The sequence below is a fragment of the Neisseria sp. P0008.S004 genome (genome assembly GCF_051962755.1).
GTDB lineage: Bacteria > Pseudomonadota > Gammaproteobacteria > Burkholderiales > Neisseriaceae > Neisseria > Neisseria subflava_A.
Genome location: NZ_JBQCUZ010000012.1, coordinates 1 through 23,332, shown reverse-complemented (window position 1 = coordinate 23,332; position 23,332 = coordinate 1). Strand labels below are relative to the sequence as shown.

The 23,332-nt window shown below is 49.1% G+C and carries 17 protein-coding genes and 1 tRNA gene; 11 read left to right on the top strand and 7 right to left on the bottom strand.

Annotated features, from left to right (window positions below):
* Window positions 1–181 precede the first annotated feature (181 nt).
* Window positions 182–1,375 (top strand): amino acid aminotransferase, encoded by a 1,194-nt coding sequence (locus tag ACTHSW_RS10320; protein ID WP_070460983.1) that lies wholly within the window; start codon window positions 182–184, stop codon window positions 1,373–1,375.
* Between the two features lie 91 nt (window positions 1,376–1,466).
* Here the strand turns inward: ACTHSW_RS10320 and ACTHSW_RS10315 are convergent.
* A tRNA-Arg gene (locus ACTHSW_RS10315) sits at window positions 1,467–1,542 on the bottom strand.
* Window positions 1,543–1,827: 285 nt separating this feature from the next.
* On the opposite strand from ACTHSW_RS10315, the gene ACTHSW_RS10310 reads away from it, so the two are divergent.
* On the top strand, window positions 1,828–2,685 hold the full coding sequence (locus ACTHSW_RS10310; protein ID WP_070460981.1) for a c-type cytochrome: 858 nt from the start codon (window positions 1,828–1,830) through the stop codon (window positions 2,683–2,685).
* 199 nt (window positions 2,686–2,884) lie between these two features.
* Window positions 2,885–4,222 (top strand): phosphoglucosamine mutase, encoded by a 1,338-nt coding sequence (gene glmM, locus ACTHSW_RS10305; RefSeq protein ID WP_070589678.1) that lies wholly within the window; start codon window positions 2,885–2,887, stop codon window positions 4,220–4,222.
* Window positions 4,223–4,299: 77 nt separating this feature from the next.
* On the opposite strand, the gene lolA is transcribed toward glmM, so the two are convergent.
* Window positions 4,300–4,920, bottom strand: coding sequence for an outer membrane lipoprotein chaperone LolA (lolA, locus tag ACTHSW_RS10300; RefSeq protein ID WP_440373897.1), 621 nt, complete (start codon window positions 4,918–4,920; stop codon window positions 4,300–4,302).
* 289 nt (window positions 4,921–5,209) lie between these two features.
* On the opposite strand from lolA, the gene ACTHSW_RS10295 reads away from it, so the two are divergent.
* The 4 genes from ACTHSW_RS10295 (at window position 5,210) to ACTHSW_RS10280 (ending at window position 9,011) form a co-directional block, all read left to right on the top strand.
* Window positions 5,210–6,040 (top strand): ferritin-like domain-containing protein, encoded by an 831-nt coding sequence (locus ACTHSW_RS10295; RefSeq protein ID WP_070460979.1) that lies wholly within the window; start codon window positions 5,210–5,212, stop codon window positions 6,038–6,040.
* Window positions 6,041–6,055: 15 nt separating this feature from the next.
* Entirely contained in the window at window positions 6,056–7,000 is a 945-nt protein-coding gene (locus tag ACTHSW_RS10290) for a cation diffusion facilitator family transporter (RefSeq protein ID WP_070460977.1), read from the top strand.
* 68 nt (window positions 7,001–7,068) lie between these two features.
* Window positions 7,069–7,719: an HAD family hydrolase gene (locus ACTHSW_RS10285; RefSeq protein WP_070460975.1), complete on the top strand. Its 651-nt coding sequence runs from the start codon at window positions 7,069–7,071 to the stop codon at window positions 7,717–7,719.
* A 98-nt stretch (window positions 7,720–7,817) separates the two neighbouring features.
* Window positions 7,818–9,011: an amino acid aminotransferase gene (locus ACTHSW_RS10280; RefSeq protein WP_004520646.1), complete on the top strand. Its 1,194-nt coding sequence runs from the start codon at window positions 7,818–7,820 to the stop codon at window positions 9,009–9,011.
* A gap of 72 nt (window positions 9,012–9,083) precedes the next feature.
* Here the strand turns inward: ACTHSW_RS10280 and ACTHSW_RS10275 are convergent, their stop codons facing one another.
* The gene (locus tag ACTHSW_RS10275) at window positions 9,084–9,497 is read right to left on the bottom strand and encodes a YqaA family protein (protein WP_049331084.1); all 414 of its coding nucleotides are present in this window, start codon (window positions 9,495–9,497) and stop codon (window positions 9,084–9,086) included.
* A 274-nt stretch (window positions 9,498–9,771) separates the two neighbouring features.
* Here ACTHSW_RS10275 and ACTHSW_RS10270 point away from each other — a divergent pair, with 274 nt between their 5' ends.
* From ACTHSW_RS10270 to nth, 4 genes are all read left to right on the top strand, one after another.
* Complete coding sequence (locus ACTHSW_RS10270; protein ID WP_070460974.1) at window positions 9,772–10,995, top strand: sugar MFS transporter; 1,224 nt, start codon at window positions 9,772–9,774, stop codon at window positions 10,993–10,995.
* Between the two features lie 92 nt (window positions 10,996–11,087).
* Window positions 11,088–11,711 (top strand): alpha/beta fold hydrolase, encoded by a 624-nt coding sequence (locus tag ACTHSW_RS10265; protein WP_070460972.1) that lies wholly within the window; start codon window positions 11,088–11,090, stop codon window positions 11,709–11,711.
* Window positions 11,712–11,891: 180 nt separating this feature from the next.
* A complete protein-coding gene (nhaC, locus tag ACTHSW_RS10260; protein ID WP_070460969.1) occupies window positions 11,892–13,271 on the top strand; it encodes a Na+/H+ antiporter NhaC in 1,380 nt (459 codons plus the stop codon).
* Window positions 13,272–13,395: 124 nt separating this feature from the next.
* Window positions 13,396–14,025: an endonuclease III gene (gene nth, locus ACTHSW_RS10255; RefSeq protein ID WP_049323145.1), complete on the top strand. Its 630-nt coding sequence runs from the start codon at window positions 13,396–13,398 to the stop codon at window positions 14,023–14,025.
* A 55-nt stretch (window positions 14,026–14,080) separates the two neighbouring features.
* On the opposite strand, the gene putA is transcribed toward nth, so the two are convergent.
* The 4 genes from putA to ACTHSW_RS10235 all read right to left on the bottom strand — a co-directional run bounded on the left by putA (window position 14,081) and on the right by ACTHSW_RS10235 (window position 23,151).
* Complete coding sequence (putA, locus tag ACTHSW_RS10250; RefSeq protein WP_070460966.1) at window positions 14,081–17,686, bottom strand: bifunctional proline dehydrogenase/L-glutamate gamma-semialdehyde dehydrogenase PutA; 3,606 nt, start codon at window positions 17,684–17,686, stop codon at window positions 14,081–14,083.
* A 223-nt stretch (window positions 17,687–17,909) separates the two neighbouring features.
* A complete protein-coding gene (gene putP / locus ACTHSW_RS10245; protein WP_070460963.1) occupies window positions 17,910–19,436 on the bottom strand; it encodes a sodium/proline symporter PutP in 1,527 nt (508 codons plus the stop codon).
* A 455-nt stretch (window positions 19,437–19,891) separates the two neighbouring features.
* A complete protein-coding gene (locus tag ACTHSW_RS10240; RefSeq protein ID WP_070460961.1) occupies window positions 19,892–20,686 on the bottom strand; it encodes a formate/nitrite transporter family protein in 795 nt (264 codons plus the stop codon).
* Window positions 20,687–20,937: 251 nt separating this feature from the next.
* Window positions 20,938–23,151: a RelA/SpoT family protein gene (locus ACTHSW_RS10235; protein WP_070460959.1), complete on the bottom strand. Its 2,214-nt coding sequence runs from the start codon at window positions 23,149–23,151 to the stop codon at window positions 20,938–20,940.
* Window positions 23,152–23,332 lie beyond the last annotated feature (181 nt).

The window sequence follows — 23,332 nt, the reverse complement described above, 5'->3', positions numbered from 1 at the left end:
AACCAGATAATCCGATGAGATGCTAGTCTGTCTCACTCTCATGCAAAGGTAAGATCAACCATTTAATCCGCTTACCCAAAATAATCAGGCCGTCTGAATTTTTTCAGACGGCCTGATTTTGCAAATAAGGCTTTTTAGTGCCACAATCTTCCCCATTCTGTCTAAAAACAAAGGAAGCACCATGTACCGTCATGTCGAGTATTATCCGGGCGACCCGATTTTGAGTTTGGTTGAAACCTTCAAACGCGACGAGCGTTCTGAAAAAGTCAATTTGAGCATAGGCATTTATTTTGATGGCGAAGGCAAAATGCCGGTTTTGGAATCTGTCCTCCGGGCAGAAGCAGAGCATGCGGCCGTACCGCGCCCATCGCCTTATCTGCCGATGGAAGGTTTGGACACTTACCGAAGCGCGGTTCAGCGTTTGCTGTTTGGGCAGGATAATCCGGCGTTGGCAGAAGGGCGCGTTGCGACCATACAGACCTTGGGCGGCTCGGGGGCGTTGAAAGTCGGTGCCGACTTTTTGCACCGTTGGTTCCCTGAAGCGAAAGCCTATGTCAGCGACCCGACTTGGGACAACCATAAGGGTATTTTTGAAGGTGCCGGTTTTGAAGTGGGGACGTATCCTTATTACAACCCTGAAACCGTCGGCGTAAAATTTGAAGAAATGACTGCGTTTTTCAAGACCTTGCCGGAAAACAGCGTCTTGATTTTACATCCATGCTGTCAAAACCCGACCGGCGTCGATATGTCGCAAGCGCAATGGGATGAAGTGTTGGACATCGTTAAAACGCACAAGCTGATTCCGTTTATGGATATTGCCTATCAAGGTTTCGGCGAGGATTTGGACAACGATGCTTATGCGATTCGTAAAGCCGTCGAAATGGGCCTGCCTTTGTTTGTCAGCAACTCTTTTTCGAAAAACCTGTCGCTGTATGGCGAACGCGTCGGCGGTTTGAGTGTAGTGTGTCCCAATAAGGAAGAAGCAGAGCTGGTGTTCGGACAGTTGAAATTTACCGTCCGCCGAATTTATTCCAGTCCTGCCGCGCATGGCGCATACATTGCATCTGATGTGATGAATAGCGAGGAGCTACGCGCTTTATGGGAAAATGAGGTTTACGCCATGCGCGACCGCATCCGTGCCATGCGTCAGAAACTTTATGATGTTTTGACGGCCAAAATTCCCAATCGCGATTTCAGCTATTTCATCAAACAGCTCGGTATGTTCAGCTATACAGGCCTAACCGTAGAGCAGGTACACCGCCTGCGTGACGAGTTTGCCGTTTACCTGCTGGATTCAGGCAGGATGTGTGTGGCAGGATTGAATGCATCGAATATCGATTATGTGGCCGAAGCATTTGCCAAAGTGTTGCAATAGCCGTTCAATCTGAAATTGAATGTAGTTTTATTTGAAGTAAATCAAAAGGCCGTCTGAAAAATTTTCATCTTTCAGACGGCCTCTTTATAATTGGCGCACCCAACAGGGATCGAACCTGTGACCTCCAGCTTCGGAAACTGACACTCTTCCAACTGAGCTATGGGTGCGAAAGCCGTAAGGTTAACGCATATTGGCTTTATTGGCAAAGTTTATCTTGAAAGTGTCTGAAAGTGGCATTGGCGGTCACTTTTTTGCATGGCTGGAATAATCAATTAACTACAAAGGCTTATAGATTTCAGACGGCCTTTTTGAGGATTTTTGCGTATCTTTTTCTCAAGATGGATTGGAAAGCCTTTGCGAATTCAGTATAATCCAGCAAAATATTGTTAACTGCGTTTAACACATAAACTATAACTTACAGCACAACCTAACCTAACGGCGAGGCCTACCAAATGAAACAACTCCGCGACCACAAAGCCCAAGGCTCTGCATTGTTCACCCTTGTGAGCGGTATCGTTATTGTCATTGCAGTGATTTACTTCCTGATCAAACTGGCGGGAAGCGGTTCATTCGGCGATGTTGCCGAAACAACCGAAGCTGCGACTCAAACCCGTATCCAGCCAGTCGGCCAACTGAAATTGGGCGATGGTATTCCAGTCGGCGAGCGTCAAGGCGACCAGATTTTCAATAAAATCTGTATCCAATGTCACGCGGCGGACAGTATCGTTCCTAATGCGCCTAAATTTGAAAACAAAGGCGATTGGGCTCCTCGTATCGCCCAAGGCTTTGATACCTTGTTCCAACACGCTTTGAACGGTTTCAACGCAATGCCTGCCAAAGGCGGTGCAGCTGATTTGACCGACCAAGAATTGAAACGCGTGATTACTTATATGGCCAACAAAGCCGGCGGTACTTTCCCCGATCCTGATGCTGCGGCTCCTGCCGATGCCGCTGCTTCCGGCGAAGCTGCTTCAGCTCCAGCGGCTGAGGGTGTGGCTCCTGCAGATGCTCCTAAAGCAGACGCTGCCAAAGCTGAAGACAAAGGCGCAGCTGCCGGTGGTGCAGACGGTAAAAAAGTTTACGAAGCCAGCTGCCAAGCATGTCACGGCGGTGCAGTTCCCGGTGTTCCTCATGTAGGTAAAAAAGAAGACTGGGCTCCTCGTATCAAACAAGGTAAAGACACCCTGCACAAACATGCAATCGAAGGCTTTAACGCAATGCCTGCCAAAGGCGGTAACGGCAGCCTGAGCGACGATGAAGTGAAAGCTGCAGTTGATTACATGGCTAATCAATCTGGTGCTAAATTCTAAGATTTGACTTTGACTCTCGAATAGAAAGCGCATTCTGCATAGGATGCGCTTTTTTCGTGCAGGAAGGCCTGATCTTGCTATAATACGAGAGTACTAGATTGTAGTTTGTCTGAAAGATTCAGACGGCCTTCAAACACAATATTCTTTTAAAGAAGTTTAACTATATTCACATACGACAAAACAATCACGGAGTTATCTCATGGCAAAAAAATATTTCGGTACTGACGGTGTGCGTGGCGAAGTCGGTCAGTTTCCTATCAATCCTGATTTTGTCTTGAAATTAGGCTATGCGGCAGGTCAGGTTTTGGTGCAGCACGAAGGCGAAATCAAACCAACCGTCTTAATCGGCAAAGACACGCGTATTTCAGGCTATATGCTGGAAGCTGCGCTGATTGCCGGTTTTACCGCCGCCGGTGTCAATGTTATTCAAACCGGCCCTCTGCCAACCCCGGGCGTAGCGTATCTGACCCGTGCTTTGCGTTTGTCTGCCGGTGTGATGATTTCTGCTTCCCATAACGTTTATTCCGACAACGGCATTAAATTCTTTGCCGAAGGCGGTGTGAAGCTGAGCGATGAAATCGAGTTGGAAATTGAAGCCAAAATCGATGAAGAAATGAAAACCCAGCCGTCCAGCCGTCTTGGCCGCGCGCGCCGGATTAATGGTGCGGATGACCGCTATATCGAGTTCTGTAAATCCACTTTCCCAAGTCATTTGGATTTGCGCGGTCTGAAATTGGTGGTCGATACCGCCAATGGTGCAGGCTATGCAGTTGCGCCTAAAGTATTCCACGAATTGGGTGCGCAAGTGGTGAGTATCGGTGATGAGCCAAACGGCTACAACATCAATGAGAAATGTGGTGCGACCCATCCGAAAGCTTTGCAAGCTGCCGTACTGCAAAATGAAGCCGATTACGGCATTGCCTTGGACGGCGATGGCGACCGTTTGATGATGGTTGACCGCAATGGCAAAGTGTATGACGGCGACAGCCTGATTTATGTGATTGCCAAAGCACGCGCGCACGAAGGCGTGGAAATCGGCGGTGTGGTGGGTACAGTGATGACCAATATGGCGATGGAAATTGCTTTGAAAGAGCAGGGCGTTGATTTCTGCCGTGCCAAAGTGGGCGACCGCTATGTGTTGGAACAGCTCCACCAACGCGGTTGGCTGATTGGCGGCGAAGCCAGCGGCCATATTTTGTGCATGGACAAACACAATACCGGCGACGGCATCATTTCCGCGCTACAAGTTTTGGCCGCATTGCAAACCTTGAATCAAGACCTTGCCACCGTTTGCGCCGATTGGCAGCCGTATCCGCAAACCATGATCAACGTCCGCATCAAAAAAGGCCAAAACTGGCAGGACGCTTCCAAAGAGGCTTTGGCTGAAGTGGAAAAAGAACTCGAAGGCAAAGGCCGCGTGGTCTTGCGTGCATCCGGTACCGAGCCTGTTGTGCGCGTGATGGTGGAAGCCAAGCAGGCAGACTGGGCGAAAAAAGGCGCAGAAAAAATTGCCGCGGCCATTCAAGGTCAAAAGTAACAGTGTGTTTGATTTTGAATTGAACTAAATAAAAGGCCGTCTGTTGTTCAGACGGCCTTTGTGTTTCAGTTGAAAGCTTAGTTGCTCAAGACATCAACGCCTTTAGGAGGTGTGAATTTGAACATACCGCTGGAAAGGTTAGGCTTGGTGTTCAAACCGCTGAAGCTGATGCTGGTTTGGTTGCCGAAGCTGTCTTTCAGCTGCATGGCGGCGAGGTTGTCGCCTTTGAAGCCGATGCGGATGTATTGGTAGCCGGCGTTGTTTTTCTTAGGCGTAGCCAAAACGTAGTCGATACCGTTAGCAGAACCGTCTTCTTTTAGCGTGTAGCTGCTGTCCAATGCCGTTTTGTTGGAGAGGATGGCGGCAGGGCTGTCGCCGATGGTTTGGTCTTGTGAGGACTTGGTTACTTGCGCCAAATCTACGTCATAGAGCCAAATGGTTTTGCCGTCGCCAACGATGGTTTGTTTATAGGGTTTGGTGTATTCCCATTTGAACAAGCCAGGGCGCAGGATTTTGAATGTACCGTATGTAGTTTGGGTTTTCTTTTTGCTGTGAACGGTTTGGCTGAAGTTGCCACTGATACCGTCGGCGTCATTATTGAATTTTTTCAGGGCGTCCACTGCGCCGGCTTGTGCAAAGCTGATGGCTGAAGAAAGCAGCGCGGCAGCGGTCAGGGTGAACAGTCGGGTAGTTTTCATGTTTTGGTTCCTTGTTCGGAGAGATGGGTTCAGTATAGACGTTATGGTGTAACAGGCAAGGGGCTGAATGGAGGGTTTAATTTGTGTAAATATGAAAAATCCAATCAAGTGACTGAAATAATTTCATTTCTTCAGACGGCCTGCATTTGGTTTTGACGTTTTTTTAATGAAACACATAAGGGCTTGGTGTGGTATTTAATGTCATTTTACGGAAAGCGTGAAATTATAGTCTTTCTGTTTGCTTTTTAAAACGGTTATAATATTTATCTTTTGAAAACAATGGTTTTGTATGTATCTGAATCCTTATCCTTTATTGGAACAGGCTTTGCTGTCGGACAATCCGGATGAAAAAGGAAAATTGACGCAGGCCTTGTTTGCGCAGTTGGGCAAGGCGGAAGGTTTGACGGTTGAAGAGTCGAAACCTGTGGATTGCCGTTTTGCCGGACATCCGCTCCGTCCGCGTTTGGTTGCCCCTTCGGAAGTCACGCCGCGCAAGATGAATACGGTCGAAGGCTATGCGGCGATGTTGCACGCGATTGCGCACATCGAATTTAATGCGATTAATCTGGCTTTGGATGCGGCGTATCGTTTTCGCAATATGCCGTTTCAGTTTGTACGCGATTGGGTAAGGGTGGCGAAAGAAGAAGTGTTTCACTTCGGCTTGATGCGCGGCCGTCTGAACAGCTTGGGCTACGATTACGGCGATTTTGAAGCGCACGGGCATTTGTGGGATATGGCGTATAAAACTGCTTACGATCCCTTGTTGCGTATGGCTTTGGTACCGCGGGTGTTGGAAGCGCGCGGTTTGGATGTCACGCCGGGTATTCGTGCAAAAGTGGCGCAGCGTGGCGATGTGGAAACCTGCGATGTGTTGGATATTATTTATCGCGATGAAGTGGGGCATGTCGCCATCGGCAATCATTGGTATCAGCATCTTTGCCGTGAGCGCGGTTTGGAACCGGTTGCCTTGTTCCGCAGCCTGATTGCGCGTTACGATATGTTTATCTTCCGCGGCTACGTCAATATCGAAGCACGGGAACGCGCAGGATTCAGCCGTTTCGAGCTGGATATGTTGGAAGATTTTGAGAAAAGTTTGAAACAGGATAAAAAGGCCGTCTGAAACGGTAAAATCATCATGGCACATCATCACGATCATTCGCACGCGCACACGCATACCGCCAATAAGCAGGTATTGCGCATTTCATTTTTCGTCATTGCCGGATTTATGCTGGTTGAAGCTGTCGGCGGCTGGCTGACCAACTCTTTGGCCCTGCTTTCCGATGCGGGGCATATGTTCAGCGATGCGTTTTCGCTGGGCGTAGCATTGTGGGCATTCAAACTTGGCGAGAAACAGACCACGCTGCAAAAGACATTTGGCTATAAGCGTTTTGAAATTTTGACGGCGATGTTTAACGGATTGTCGCTGGTGTTGATTGCGGCGATGATTTTTTATGAAGCAGTCAAACGATTGTTTTATCCGCCGGAAATTTTGACGGGCGGCATGTTGGTGGTCAGTATCATCGGTTTGCTGGTCAACATCGGCGTCGCCGTTTATATGTTGAAAAATGGTGATACTGAAGAAAACGTCAATATGCGTGGCGCGTATCTGCACGTAATCAGCGATTTATTCGGCTCGATAGGGGCGATTGTCGCAGCGGTACTGATGATGGCGTATGGTTGGCAATGGGCGGATACGGTAGCCAGCGTATTGGTGGCGGCTTTGGTAGGGCGCAGCGGCTGGAAGCTGTTTAAACAGACTTTGCACATTTTGATGGAAGGCGCGCCGGAAAACATCCATACCGATGAGTTGCTCAGCATTATCCGCAATACGGAGGGCGTAAAATCCGTTCACGACTTGCATGTTTGGACGATTACCAGCAATATCCACGTTTTGTCCTGCCATATTGTTGTAGATGGCAGCATGACGGTTGCAGAGTCCGAACAAATCGCCTACCGCGTCGAACATGAATTGGCGCATCATAACATCGGACATTGTACGATTCAGATTGAAAGCCAACGGCACCCGCATAAAGATGAAGTTTTGTGTTCGCAGGAAATGCACGAACATCATCACCATTAACCATATTCAGGCCGTCTGAAACTTGTTGAATTGTTCAGACGCCTTCTAAAATCATCAAAGGAACACTTATGATCCAAGCCGTATTATTCGACCTTGACGGCACGCTTGCCGATACCGCGCTTGATTTGGGTGGTGCGCTCAATACGGTATTGCGCCGACACGGTTTGCCAGAAAAAAGCATGGATGAAATCCGTCCGCAGGCCAGTCATGGTGCGAGCGGTTTGCTCAAACTTGGCGCAGGCATTACGCCCGACCATCCGGACTATATGCAATGGCGCAAAGAGTTTTTGGACGAATACAGCCGCTGTTATGCCGATCAAACCATCTTGTTCGACGGCGTAAACGAAATGCTTGAAGCCTTAGTCCAACACGGTATCCAATGGGGCATTATCACCAATAAGCCCATGCGTTTTACCGATGTCCTCGTGCCTAAGCTCGGGTTTACCGTGCCTCCTGCCGTCATTGTCAGCGGCGATACTTGCGATGAACCCAAGCCCAGCGTGAAGCCTATGTTTTATGCGTGCGAACAGATTGGCGTTGAGGCGCAGCGATGTTTTTATGTCGGTGATGCAGAGCGCGATATGCAGGCAGGCAAGAATGCAGGCATGACGACCGTGCTTGCCGATTGGGGCTATATTTCTGCCGAAGACCAAACTGAAAACTGGCTTGCTGATTTCCGTATTGCCACGCCTTTGGATTTGTTGGCAATCTTGCGTTAAAACCCTGTAATAATCCGTTTTCAGACGGCTTGAAACGGCGTAAAATCGTACTAAGTTTGTATTTTTTCAACCGTTTTACACTTGTAAAGAGAAAAATCATGTTCTTCAAGCATATCGAAGCTGCTCCTGCTGATCCGATTTTAGGTTTGGGCGAGGCGTTTAAAGCCGAAACCCGTCCGGAGAAAGTCAATCTCGGTATCGGCGTGTACAAAGATGCATCCGGCGCGACGCCTATTGTCAAAGCCGTCAAAGAGGCTGAAAAACGCCTGTTGGAAAGCGAAACAACCAAAAACTACCTGACCATCGACGGCGTTGCCGACTACAACGAACAAACCCAAATTCTGCTGTTTGGCAAAGACCACGAAATCATCGCCAGCCGTCGCGCCAAAACAGCGCAAAGCCTTGGCGGTACAGGCGCATTGCGTATTGCGGCCGAGTTTGTCAAACGTCAGTTGAACGCGCAAACCATCTGGATTTCCAATCCAACTTGGCCTAACCACAATGCCATCGCCAAAGCGGTCGGCATCCAAGACAAACCTTATCGCTACTATGATGCCGCCAAACACGGTTTGGATTGGGACGGCATGATTGAAGACTTGAGCCAAGCTCAAAAAGGCGACATCGTCCTGCTGCACGGCTGCTGCCACAACCCTACCGGCATCGACCCTACGCCCGAACAATGGGAAACTTTGGCAAAACTTTCTGCCGAAAAAGGCTGGTTGCCACTGTTTGACTTTGCTTATCAAGGCTTCGGCAATGGCTTGGAAGAAGATGCCTACGGCTTGCGCGTGTTCTTGAAACACAATACAGAATTGCTGATTGCCAGCTCTTATTCCAAAAACTTCGGTATGTACAACGAGCGCGTCGGCGCGTTCACTTTGGTGGCCGAAGATGAAGAAACAGCAGCCCGCGCCCACAGCCAAGTCAAAACCATCATCCGTACCTTGTATTCCAACCCGGCTTCACACGGTGCGAACACCATTGCGCTGGTGTTGAAAAATGATGATTTGAAAGCACAATGGATTGCCGAACTTGACGAAATGCGTGGCCGTATCAAAGCCATGCGCCAAAAATTTGTCGAGTTGCTCAAAGCAAAAGGTGCAACCCAAGACTTTGATTTCATTATTGAACAAAACGGTATGTTCTCTTTCAGCGGTCTGACTCCCGAACAAGTTGACCGTTTGAAAAATGAGTTTGCCATTTATGCCGTCCGTTCCGGCCGCATCAACGTCGCCGGTATTACCGATGACAATATCGACTACCTGTGCGAAAGCATTGTGAAAGTCTTGTAATTGTCGAATTAAAGGCAAACGGCAAAGGCCGTCTGAATCATTCAGACGGCCTTTATTTTTGGTTGTCGAAGCTTATCCGGCAACTGCGTTCATTCCCCAATAAATCATGGCATAGCGCAGCAGTTTGCCTGCAATCAGAATGATGGCGCAATGCAAAGCATTGAGCCTGAGCCAGCCTGCGGCAAGGGGGAGTGCATCGCCGATAATCGGCAGCCATGCAAATAATAGTGGCCAAATTCCCCATCTTTGTATACGCGCCAATACTTTTTCAGACGGCCTTTTCTTGGACGGAAACATTCTGCCCATGTAATACGAAACCATACTGCCCAAGCCATTCGCCAAACCGGCACACAAACATGCGCCGAGGGCATGTTGCGGATATTGGTACACAAATGCGGCGTATGCCGCCTCGGATGTACCCGGAAGTAGTGTGGCTGAAGTGAAGGCAGAAGCAATCAGGGCAAGGTAAGCGTAAAGAGGGGGCATGTTTTGAGTTACATCAAGTGATATTGTAAAAAAGAAATAATAGGTTTAATAAGAGGATTATGCCTTTATTTTTTAATCTAATAAAATATAAATCCAATATTATTGAAATTTTTAAAATTAAACGACTGAAGGATAATGTAGTCGGCTGTTAGAAAATAGTTTTCAAAGTGACGGATTATCAGTATGATACGGGCGGCTGTTAATGGGTGTTAAGTTTAATGAACTGATTTAAGCTCATTTTTCCAGCAAATCTTAACAAAACGAAAGGCAAATCATGTCTGCGCATTCACAACAAAATCATACTCCTGCGCTGGTTGTCCTAACCACACTCTTTTTCATGATGGGTTTCATTACCTGCATGAACGATATTTTGATTCCGCACCTGAAAGATATTTTCGAACTGACTTATGTTCAGGCGATGCTGATTCAATTCTGTTTCTTTACCGCTTATGCGATTATGTCGATCCCTATGGGTTATTTGGTCGGCAAAATCGGCTATAAAAACGGTGTAATCGGCGGTTTCGTATTGACTGCCATCGGCTGTCTGTTGTTCTATCCTGCCGCCGGCAGCCATTCTTATCCTACTTTCTTGGGTGCGCTGTTCATTTTGGCTTCAGGTGTAACGCTGTTGCAAGTGGCGGGTAACCCTTATGTGACCCTGCTGTCCAAACCAGGTAAAGAATCTGCAACACTGACTTTGGTTCAGGCATTCAACTCTTTGGGTACGACCATTGCTCCGCAAATCGGGGCATTCCTGATTTTGGCTGATGCGACACAAACTGTCAGCAAAGCCGAGCAAATTTCTTCTGTTCAAATTCCATATTTGGGTTTGGCAGGTTTGCTGATTATTTTGGCTGTGTTCGTCAAAATGATTCGTCTGCCTGATGCAAACAAAATTGCTGAAGAAGAGAGTGAACACAACCATGATGGTAAACACAGCGTATGGCAATACCGCCACTTGATTTTTGGTGCGGCCGGTATTTTCTGTTATGTTGGTGCAGAAGTATCTATCGGTTCTTTGTTGGTCAACGTGTTGGGTTACCTGAAAGGTTTGGACCACGCATCTGCTGCAAAATATCTGTCGTTCTACTGGGGCGGCGCGATGGTTGGTCGCTTCTTAGGCTCTGCCATCATGGCGAAAATTGCGCCTAACCGCTATTTGGCATTCAATGCTACCGCTGCTGTTGTCCTGTTGGGCGTAGCTATGTTGGCAGGTAAAGCCAGTGCAGATGTTGCGATGTGGGCATTGTTGGCCATCGGTTTCTTCAATTCCATCATGTTCCCAACGATTTTCTCTTTGGCAACCAAAGGTCTTGGCCGATTCACCAGCAGCGCTTCCGGCGTATTGTGTACTGCGATTGTCGGCGGTGCGGTTGTGCCTGTGGTACAAGGTTGGGTAGCGGATACTCAAGGTCTGATGATTTCTTTCGTTGTATCAGCGATTTGTTACGTATACATCGTCTTCTTTGCTATAAAAGGCTACAAAGCTGACGAATAATTCATCATGATAAAAGGCCGTCTGAAACCTTATGGGATTTCAGACGGCCTTTTTACTTTGTGGCATAATGATTTAAATGACAGGAGGAAAAAATGGCCAAAATCATTTTGCTGCATGGCTTGCACATGCATTCGTGGGTCATGAGACCGCTGGCGTATTTGCTGGAACAAGAAGGTTTTGAAGTTGCGCTGTTCGATTATTGCAGTGTGTTGCACTCGATGAATCGGCATGTTGAGGACTTGGCGCGATGGATTGATGAGAACCATGCTGATGAAACGCTGCACTTTGTCGGTCATAGTTTGGGCGGGTTGGTCTTACGCAATTTTGCGGCGGCATATCCGGATAAAGTCAGCGGCCGTATTGTTACCATGGGTACGCCGCATCAAGGCAGCCGTGCCGCTCAACGTGTGTTCAATATGGGTTTGCAAAAGCCGGTATTGGGCGGCTCGTATAAAGGCGCATTGGACGGTGGTATGCCTGAATTGCCAGAGGGCGTTAAGTTGGGCAGTATTGCCGGCAATAAACCGTATGGGCTGGGCCGTGTTTTAGGTTTGCATGGCGAACATGATGGTACGGTTTTGGTCAGCGAAACGCATTGTCCGAATATGCGTGATCATGTCGTTTTGCCTGTCAGCCATAGCGGTATGCTGTTTAACCGTAAAACGGTTGAGCAGGTGGTGGCATTTTTGCATGATGGACGTTTTAAAAAGCAATAAAATTTCATTTATTTTAATTTAAAAGTATTTAATGTTAATAATTTAATATATTTTAAAGAAAGTGTCGCAGTTTTACTGAAGCTGTTTTTATAAAATAACAGGCAGGCCGTCTGAAAATCGGGTTTCAGACGGCCTGTTATGCTAAAATCTGTTAAATACTTATTAAAAAGGCAAAGAACAATGTTTGCTTTCAAATCCTTACTTAATATGCCGCGCTTTGAGGCCATCGCTGTGGCCTTGGCTTTGGTGGCGGCAATGGGTTACACGATTATTTCGCTTGAATGGCTGCCGCATATGTCGATTGTGACGGCGATCGTGGTCTTGCTGTTGTACGGTTTGATGCGTGGCTTGAAATATCAAGACATGCAAAACGGTATGATAGGCGCGGTCGGGCAGGGCATGGGTGCGATTTATCTGTTTTTCTTTATCGGCCTGATGGTCAGCGCGCTGATGATGAGCGGTGCGATTCCGACGCTGATGTATTACGGTTTCGGATTGATTTCGCCGACTTATTTTTATTTCTCGGCGTTTGCGCTTTGCTCAATCATCGGTATTTCCATCGGCAGTAGTTTGACGACTTGTGCGACTGTCGGCGTGGCATTTATGGGTATGGCGGCTGCGTTTCATGCCGATATGGCGATGACGGCAGGCGCGATTGTGTCGGGTGCGTTCTTTGGCGATAAAATGTCGCCGCTTTCCGATACGACCGGTATTTCCGCTTCGATTGTCGGCATTGATTTGTTCGAGCACATCAAAAACATGATGTACACCACTGTGCCTGCGTGGTTGATCAGTGCGGCGTTGATGTTGTGGCTCTTGCCCAATGTTGCCGCGCATGACATGAACAGCGTCGAAGCTTTTCGCGCGCAATTGGAAGCAACCGGTTTGGTGCATGCCTACTCGCTGATTCCGTTTGCCTTACTGGTTATCCTTGCCCTGATGCGCGTAAATGCCATTGTGGCTATGTTGTTTACCGTTGTGGTGGCGCTGATTGTGACTTACTTCCACAGTACGCCTGATTTGAAACAGCTGGGTGCGTGGTTTTACGGCGGATACAAACTCGAAGGTGAAGCATTTAAAGACATTGCCCGTTTGATTTCTCGCGGCGGTTTGGAAAGCATGTTCTTTACGCAAACCATCGTGATACTCGGCATGAGCTTGGGCGGCCTGTTGTTCAGTATCGGTGTGATTCCGTCTTTGTTGGAGGCTATTCGTGCGTTCCTGACCAATGCTGGACGCGCTACTTTCAGCGTGGCCATGACATCGGTCGGTGTCAACTTCCTGATTGGCGAGCAATATTTGAGTATCCTGCTTTCCGGCGAAACCTTTAAGCCGGTTTATGACAAGCTTGGTCTGCATTCGCGCAACCTTGCCCGTACGCTGGAAGATGCGGGTACGGTCATCAACCCGTTGGTGCCTTGGAGCGTCTGTGGCGTATTCATCAGCCATGCCTTGGGTGTGCCTGTTTGGGAATACCTGCCTTATGCCTTCTTCTGCTACTTGAGTTTGGCTCTGACGCTGGTGTTTGGCTGGACAGGGTTGACTTTGAGTAAAAAATAAACAGTAGGCTGTTTGATAATCAGGCCGTCTGAAAACAATTTCAGACGGCCTTGTTTTACTTGAAGTAGCCGTATCAACATGATTTCACTATAATTGCTGCGCCAATAAAAAAATAATCCAAACAATGAACAAACAAATCCGCCAAGAAATTTTCGAGCGTTTCCGCGCTGCCAATCCTCATCCGACTACCGAGTTGAATTTCAGCTCGCCGTTTGAGCTGCTTATCGCCGTTTTATTGTCTGCACAAGCAACTGATGTCGGCGTGAACAAAGCGACTGCCAAACTCTTTCCAGTTGCCAATACGCCGCAAGCCATGTTGGATTTGGGGCTGGACGGCGTGATGGAATACACCAAAACCATAGGCCTCTACAAAACTAAGTCCAAACACATCATGCAGACTTGCCGTATTTTGCTGGAAAAATACAATGGCGAAGTGCCTGCCGACCGAGAGGCTTTGGAATCTTTGCCCGGTGTTGGCCGTAAAACAGCCAATGTGGTGTTGAATACTGCATTCGGGCAACCTGTTATGGCGGTCGATACCCATATTTTCCGTGTGGCCAACCGCACCAAAATCGCGCCGGGCAAGGATGTGCGCGAAGTTGAAGACAAGCTGATGCGCTTTATTCCCAAAGAATTTTTGATGGATGCTCATCATTGGTTGATTTTGCACGGCCGCTATACGTGCAAGGCTTTGAAACCTCAATGTAGCAAATGCCTGATTAACGATTTGTGCGAATATCCGGCAAAAATGTAAATAAAAACATAAAAAAGGCCGTCTGAATTTCAGACGGCCTTTGATTTGGCTACGATTAGTCGGCAACTGCCATCAGGCTGGCATTACCACCGGCAGCGGTAGTATTGATACTGCAAGAGATTTCTTCAAATACTTGCAGGATGTCCAGACCTTGTTCGGAAGGCAGAATGCGGATGAGTGCACCGTCGCGGCCGGCCAACTCTTGTTTGCGCTCGCTGCTCAAAGGCTCGATAGCGGCAACATGGCTGATGCCTGCGTTTTCAGGTTTGCTGTTGACTTGTAACAAACCGTCCAAATCGGCTGAGTAGGAAGCCAATGGGCTGTTAGGCTCAACAACGGTTTGGATGCCTGCGGCTGCCAGCTCGGTCAGGGCAGAGAAGGCTTGCAGCAGATTGCCGCCATGTACCCAAATACGTTTTGGAGAGCGCCAGCTCAATGAGTTGCGTTCGCCGGTCGGGCCGACCAATACGGTTTCGGCTTTGCGCAGGGTACGGACGCGTGCGTGACCCAAAGCTGCGGCTGCGGCTTTTTTCTCTTCTGCGTTAAACGGCAGTTTGTGAACCAGGGTTTCCAAACGTTTGAGTGCGTCTTCGTCTGCTTGGCCGATTCGGCTGAGGGTTGGGGCAATCCATTCAGGAGTACGAACCAGGCGTTGCAGATAGAATGAACCGCCTGCTTTTGGACCGGTACCGGACAAGCCGTGACCGCCGAAAGGTTGTACGCCGACAACAGCACCAACGATGTTGCGGTTAACGTAGATGTTACCGGCTTCGATGCGGTCGCGGATATGGTCGACAGTGCCTTCGATACGGCTGTGTACACCGCTGGTCAGAGCATAGCCTTTGGCGTTGATTTGGTCGATGAGTTGATCCAATTCGCTGGCGCGGTAGCGGACAACGTGCAATACAGGACCGAACACTTCGCGTTGCAACTCGTTCAGGTTGTTCAATTCAAACAGGATTGGACGAACGAAAGTAGAGTTGTTGTCATCAACGTCGGCGGCAGTTTTGATTTCGTGGTAAGCCTTCGCTACGCCTTTCATTCGGTTGATGTGGGCCAACAGGTTTTGTTGGGCTTCAGCATCGATGACAGGGCCAATATCTGTGGTCAGTTGGGTCGGTTTGCCGACAACCAATTCGTCCATTGCGCCTTTGATGATGTTGACCATTTTATCGGCAACATCTTCTTGAACGCACAAGATACGCAGAGCGGAACAACGTTGGCCTGCGCTGTCGAAGGCAGAGTTCAATACGTCGAGGCAGACTTGTTCCGGCAGGGCGGTAGAGTCCACAATCATCGCGTTTTGACCACCGGTCTCGGCAATCAGGACAGGGCTGTCGTCGCGTTTGGACAGGGCTTTGTTGATCAGGCGCGCTACTTCGGTAGAACCGGTGAAGATCACACCGCCGATGCGGGCATCGCCGGTCAGGGCAGAGCCGACATCGCCTGCGCCGAGTACGAGTTGCAGCGCAGAAGTCGGAATACCGGCTTGATGCATCAGGGAAACTGCGTAAGTAGCAATCAGGCTGGTTTGTTCGGCAGGTTTGGCGATAACGGTGTTACCGGCTGCCAATGCAGAAACCACTTCGCCGGTAAAGATGGCCAATGGGAAGTTCCATGGGCTGATGGCAACGATTGCGCCGACAGCTTTGGCATCTTTAGGCAAGGTGTTTTCAGCTTCGTTGGCATAGTAGCGACAGAAGTCAACGGCTTCTCGTACTTCGGCAACGGCGTTGTTTAAGGTTTTACCGGCTTCGCGGACGGCCAGCATCATCAATGCAGGCGTGTGTTGTTCCAAGAGGTCGGCAAAACGGCGCAGGCAGTCGGCGCGTTCTGAAGCAGGTTTGGCGCTCCACTCCGGCAAGGCGGCAACGGCTGCACCAATAGCTTCTTGAGCCAATGCCGCATCGGCAAAGCTGACAGTGCCGACAACATCGTTGTGGTCTGCAGGGTTGCGGACGGGTTGCGCTTTGCCCACGTTACGCGCTTCGCCATTGACGATAGAAGCAGCGTGGAAGTCTTCGGAAGAAGCTTGGTTGAGTTTTTCTTGCAGGTTTTGCAATACGTTTTCGTTGCTGAAATCGACGCCTTGGGAGTTCAGACGGCCTTTGCCATACAAATCGCGCGGCAGAGGCAATGCCGGATGCAGATGGATGCCTTGTTCGGCGATGGTGTCGAACGGGCTCTTAATCAGGCGGTCGATGCTGATGTTTTCGTCAACGATTTGGTTCACGAAAGAAGAGTTCGCACCGTTTTCCAACAGGCGGCGTACCAAGTAGGCGAGCAGGGTTTCGTGTGTGCCGACCGGGGCATACACGCGTACGCGGCGACCTAAGTTTTGCGGGCCGACCACTTGGTCGTACAGGGTTTCGCCCATGCCGTGCAGACATTGGTGTTCGAAGTCTTTGCCTTTACCCATTTGGTAGATTGCGCCCAAGGTGTAGGCGTTGTGGGTGGCAAATTGTGGGAACACGGCATCTTGCGCATCCAAGAGTTTGCGTGCGCAGGCGAGGTAGGAGATGTCGGTGTGGACTTTACGGGTGTAAGTCGGATAGCCTTCCATGCCGTCTACTTGAGCCCATTTCACTTCGCTGTCCCAGTATGCGCCTTTCACCAAACGGATCATCAGTTTTTGGTTGTTGCGGCGGGCCAGGTCGATCAGATAGTCGATAACAAACGGGCAACGTTTTTGGTAGGCCTGAACAACGAAACCGATACCTTTGTAGCCTGCCAAGTCAGGATCGGAAACCAACGCTTCCATCAAGTCCAAAGACAATTCGAGACGGTTGGCTTCTTCGGCGTCGATGTTGATACCGATATCGTATTTTTTACCCAAAAGGAACAATTCTTTCAGGCGTGGCAGCAGTTCGTTCATCACGCGTTCGTGTTGGGCGCGTGAGTAGCGTGGGTGGATGGCGGAAAGTTTGACGGAGATACCGTTGCCTTCGTAAACGCCTTGGCCAGCGGCATCTTTACCGATGGCGTGAATGGCTTGAACGTAGTCGTTGTAGTAGCGGTTGGCATCTTCTTCGGTGTATGCGGCTTCACCCAACATATCGAAAGAGAAGCGGTAACCCATTTTCTCGCGCTCTTTACCGTTTTGCAGCGCTTCTTCAATGGTTTGACCGGTGACGAACTGTTTGCCCAGCAGGCGCATGGCGTAGTTAACGCCTTGACGGATCAGAGGGGCGCCGCCTTTGCTGATCAGACGGCTCAATGCGGAACTCATCTGTTTGTCGTTTGTCGCGGTCAGTTTGCCGGTAATCAGCAGACCCCATGCGGCCGCGTTAACGAAGAGGGAAGGGCTGTTGTTCAAGTGGCTTTTCCAGTTGCCTTCAGAGATTTTGTCGGCAATCAGGCGGTCACGGGTGGCATTGTCCGGAATGCGCAGCAGGGCTTCAGCCAGACACATCAGTGCAACACCTTCTTCACTGGAGAGGGAGAACTCGTGCATCAAGGCATCTACACCGCTGGCTTTGGTACGGCTGGCACGGACTTGGGTAACCAAACGACGGGCAAGCTCGGAGGCGGCATTGCGTTCTTCGTCGGTCATCTGTGCACGTTGCAACATATCCTGAACGGCCTCGATTTCATCGCGGCGGTAGGCATCAGTTACAGCTTGACGCAGAGGAGTTTGTGTTGGAAAAGCGAAGTTAAACATTATTTATGTTCTCCAAAGGTTTTTTCATGGTTTCAGACGGCCTGAATTAAGACTGCTAAAACAAGCATTCTGAAGGATAGTAATATCGTAATAAAATTATGATGCGGATACAAGATGCATCCGCATAAATTGCTGTTTTTTCTGATAAGGCTCAGATTATTTTGAAACAGTTTATTTCATAAAGACGGCCTGCACGGAATCATGCAGGCCGTCTGAAAACGTCTTATTTAGAGGCGCGGTATTCTGCGTCTGCTTTTTCGAAACGTTCTTGCAATTCGCGTGAAGGTTTTTTGTCGATCAGAGAGACCAAAACAATTACGAGGGTACAAGCGATGAAGCCGGGAACGATTTCATAGACGGTAGAGAAGCCTGTTTCTTGTGCGGCCAAAGCAGGTTTTTTGATCCACTCAGCCCAAACAACCACAGTCAGCGCGCCTGCAATCATGCCGGAGAGTGCGCCGTAGGCAGTAATGCGTTTCCACAAAACAGACAGGATAACAACCGGACCGAATGCGGCACCAAAGCCGGCCCATGCATAAGCTACCAAGCCTAATACTTTACTGTTAGGGTCAGAAGCAATCAGGATAGAAATCACGGCAATCGCCAATACCATCAGACGGCCAATCCATACCAATTCAGCTTGTTGTGCCTTTTTACGCAGGAAGCCTTTGTAGAAGTCTTCGGTAATCGCGCTGGAGCAAACCAACAATTGGCAAGACAGGGTAGACATTACGGCGGCGAGAATCGCGCTCAAGATGATACCGGCAATCCAAGGGTTGAAGAGCAGGGTAGCCAAAGCGATGAAGATACGTTCGTGGTTGCCGTTCATTTCTTCAACGTGTGCAGGGTTGGCGCCGAAGTAAGCGATACCGAAGTAGCCGACAGCCACAGCACCGGCCATACACAGAATCATCCAAGTCATACCGATACGGCGTGCAGAAACCAGAGATTTAGCGCTTTCAGCAGCCATAAAGCGAGCCAAAATGTGTGGTTGGCCGAAATAGCCCAAGCCCCAAGCGGCGGTAGAGATAATGCCGATGAAAGTAGTACCGGCAAACAGGCTGCCGTATTCTTTACCGGTAGAAGCGGCAACTTGTTGGATGGCCGCGTTCATTTGATCTGCACCACCCAAACCCAAATACACCATTATAGGAGTCAGTACCAATGCAAAAATCATCAAAGAAGCTTGCAGGGTATCGGTCCAACTTACGGCCAAGAAACCGCCCAAGAAAGTGTAGGCGATGGTTGCGCCGGCACCCAGCCACATGGCTTGAGTGTAAGACAGATCGTGGAACAGGCTTTGGAACAGGGTAGCACCGGCTACGATGCCTGAAGCACAGTAAATAGTGAAGAAGAACAAGATAATCAGTGCAGAAACCACTTTCATCAAGTGACCGCCGGCACCAAAGCGGTGGAAGAAGTAATCAGGGAGCGTCAGCGCGTTGTTGGCGTATTCGGTATGTACGCGCAGACGGCCTGCGACCAAAAGCCAGTTGAGGTATGCACCCACAATCAGACCAATGGCAATCCAAGCTTCATTCAAACCGCTCAGGTAAATGGCACCGGGCAAACCCATCAAAAGCCAACCTGACATATCGGAAGCACCGGCAGACATCGCAGTAACGAACGGACCCAAGCTACGGCCGCCGAGGATGTAGTCGTCGAAGTTTCGTGTTGAAAAATAGGCGGCGAGGCCGATCAGTAATACGGCGATCAGATAAATCGCGAAAGTGATATACATGGGATTCATGTATTTATTCCTCATCTAACTTATAAATACGGGTTTTGAAATTGCAAACAATTCGTACCCAAACTTTTTTCTAATAAAAATACAGCTTAAAAATCCTGTTTTTCACGAGAGAGTCAGGATAAATTATTTTCAAATACAATAGGATATGTAACCAATCCATATTAAATTGTAAATAATTAAATTCAGAATACAGTAAATTTTTTGTTTTGCAAAGCACGGAACACGGGCTTTATGAAAAATCGTAGCGCTTTTGAGGGGAAGTTATTTGAAAACAAAAGATTGCAAAAATTATCTTAAATTGGAGAAAAGGAAAGACAATGAAACTATCTTTCCTATAAATGAAACGTTATGCAGAGAAAAAGCGTAATTATGCGACACGAAAGGAGCTGTTCAGACGCCTGATAACGGCACTACCCCGTATTTCTGATGAATACGGGGTAGTGAGTCAGTTTAAACTAAATAGAAAAATCTTCTTTTAACAAATGTTTATAAGCGAAGAGATAGAAAGCGGCAACAAAAGACGATCCGCCGAGGACATTGCCTAAGAAGACGGGAATCATATTGTAGAAAAATTGACCCCAGCTGACATTTGCGCCTGCCCAAATACCGGCCGGAATGATGAACATATTGGCGACAAAGTGTTGGAAACCGATTAACACGAAGATCATGACCGGAAACCAAGTTGCCAAAATGCGGCCTGAAGTATGACGTGAGCCGAAATAGAACCAAATACCCATGCACACCATCCAGTTACATGCGATAGCGGAAACGAAGGCACGGCCAAAGTCCATATTAACTTTGGCTTCGGCAATGGCAATGGTTTTAGCCGCAGCCGCTCCCTCTGCCAAGCCGACATAGTGGCCGAGGAAATAGGCCATGGCAACAGCGCCTGCCAGATTGCCCAAGCTGACAATGAGCCAGTTGCGTACCAGTTTGTAGGTGCTGACGCGGCCGGTTAATCTGCCCAAAGCCATAATCATCATATTGCCTGTTGCCAGCTCACCGCCGCCGATTAAGATGCAAATCAGCGCAATCGGGAACACAGACGCACCCAAAAGGGCGGCCAGGCCGTTCCATTCGGCCGGAATGCCACTGATGACGCGCAGGCAGGCAAGATAGCCGAAGCCGACATAGCCGCCGCCTAAAAAACTCAAAATCACCAACATTTTGATGCTGAACTCAGACTTGGCGCAGCTCTTGCCGATGGCTTCCTGCAAAATCTCGTGAGGGTACAAATCTCGTGTATTCATGAGGCTCTCTTAAATTGGAAATATCTTGTTTATCATGAGGATAATAAGTTTGCCTGAGAATGATGCCGGTAGGAAATAACAACTGGTTGTAAGAATAGAAGAGGGGGTTATATATTGAGGTGACTAAGGCTGCGGCTGACTTTTTAAGAAAGATAAGTTGAAGCGTTGAGATATTGGTGTGTTAAAAACTTAAAAGGCCGTCTGAAAAAGTTGCTTTCAGACGGCCTTTAGATTTGCTTGGTGCGTTAGAACTACAAGCGCGTTACGCTTAAAACGCCTTTGATGTCGCCTAAGCTGGCTAATACGCGCGGCAGGTCATTGACTTGGCGGACTTCAAGGGTAAAGCGCATACTGGCTTCCAAATCACGCGATTGGGTTTGCACTGCGGTAACGTTGAGTTTATGACGCGCCAGCGCATCCGAAACATCGCGAAGCAAACCGGAGCGGTCTTGGGCGCGGATTTCAACATCGACGGCAAACACTTGTCCTTCTTGCAAGGCTGCCCAGCTTGCGTTCAACACTTTTTCCGGAGCCTGTTCGGCAAGGTGGCGGAAAGAAGGGCAGGTATTGCGGTGGACGGAAATACCGCGGTCGCGGGTAACAAAGCCCACAATATCGTCAGGAGGTGCCGGTTTGCAGCATTTGGCAAGTGTGGTCATTAAGCCGTCTTCGCCGTCAATCAAAATGCCGTTTTTGCCGCCTTTTTTGATTTTGGACTGCTTGACGATATTGGTTTCATCAATCGGCACAGGAGGCGGCTCATTCAGCGCACCGCAGGCTTTGTGGATGGCGCGGTTGGAAACTTCGCCCTGACCGATGGCCGTATAGAGTTCATCGGTTTTTTTGAAGCCGAGTTTTTCCGCCAATGCTTGCAGATTGGGTTTGGGGAAGATTTTTGACAACTGTTTGTCCAGCTGGGCGCGGCCTTCTTCGCGCACGGTATCCGCATTTTGCTGGCGGATATAGGCACGGATTTTGCTGATGGCGCGGTTGGATTTGACCCAGCCTTCGTAGAGCCAGTTGACGGAAGGATTTCCTTCTTTGGCGGTAATGATTTCAACGCGTTGGCCGTTTTCCAATGGTGTGGACAGCGGCACGATTTGTCCTTCGACTTTTGCGCCGCGGCAACGGTCGCCTACGCTGCTGTGCAGGGCATAGGCAAAGTCGATGGGGGTGGCGCCCGTAGGCAGGGAGAGGACTTTGCCGTGCGGGGTCAAAACATAAATCGTATCGTTGAACAGCTCGGTTTTAAAGGCGGCGGCAAGGTCTTCTTTGCCGCTTTCAGCCATGTTTTCGCGCCAGTCTAGGAGTTGGCGCAACCAAGCGATTTTTTGTTCGTAGGCGGAATCGCCTTTGCCGCCTTCTTTATAACGCCAGTGGGCGGCAACACCGAATTCATTGAATTGGTGCATGTCGAAGGTGCGGATTTGGACTTCCACACCTTTGTCTTCCGGGCCGACGATAACGGTGTGCAAACTTTTATAGCCGTTGCCTTTCGGGTTGGCGATATAGTCGTCAAACTCGCCCGGAATCGGCTGCCAGAGGCTGTGGACAATACCCAGCGTGGTGTAACACTCGGGAATGGTGTCCACCAAAATCCGCACAGCGCGGATGTCGAACAGGCCGTCGAAAGTGAGCTTTTTCTTCACCATTTTTTTGTAAATGGAGTAGATGTGCTTCGGTCTTCCGGCAACTTCAAAATGAATATTGTATTTTTTCAGTTCCGTACGCAGGATATTGAGGAAGTTTTCGATGTATTCGAGGCGCTCGGTGCGCTTTTCGTCCAAAAGCAGGGCGATTTCGCGGTATTTTTCCGGCTCTTGATGGCGGAAGCCCAAATCTTCGAGCTGCCATTTGAGTTGCCACACGCCCAAGCGGTTGGCGAGCGGGGCAAAAATGTCGAGGGTTTCTTTGGCAACGGCGCGCTTTTCAGGGTTGTCAGGAACGTTGCTTAAAAATTGCAGGGTGCGCGTACGCATGGCCAGTTTGATCAGGACGACGCGGATGTCGGTAACCATCGCCAACAGCATTTTACGCATGGTTTCGGCTTGTTGGGCGCGCTCTTCCGGCGTGGCAAGGCTGTCTACGCGGGCGAATTGGGTCAGTTTCTGTACTTCGTCCACGCCTTTGACCAGCTCGCAAACGGTACTGTTGCAGCGTTCGGTAACCAATTCGCGCCAAGTGGGAACGTATTTGCCGATGTCGGACAAAATCGTAGCGGCCACGGCATCGGGCAATAAGTCGAGTTCGCTGACGATTTGCATCGAGCCGAGAAAATGTTCCATTAAAGGCTCGCCGTAAGTCGTTAGGGCATCGGCAGGATAATGTTCTTTAGACAGGTCAAAGGCCGTCTGAATTAGGTTTTTATCGGGATCAGGCAGCGCGGCAACATAGCCGTCGAACCATGCGAGGAGGCCTTCCAGCGTTGCACTCGATGTTTGGGGCGTTTGGCGAATAGTGGTCATGGCGTGCGTTTTTTTCTTTTTGATAAAAACGTTGCCATTGTAACAGTTTCTTGCCGACAGCCCTAGATTTGTATGCGAATGCGGCACTATGTTTCAGGAAGCCTTGTTTCAGACGGCCTGGGCTACCCAACTTGCAATAACATATAAACATCAAAATAAAACAAACAATTAGCGTGTAAAT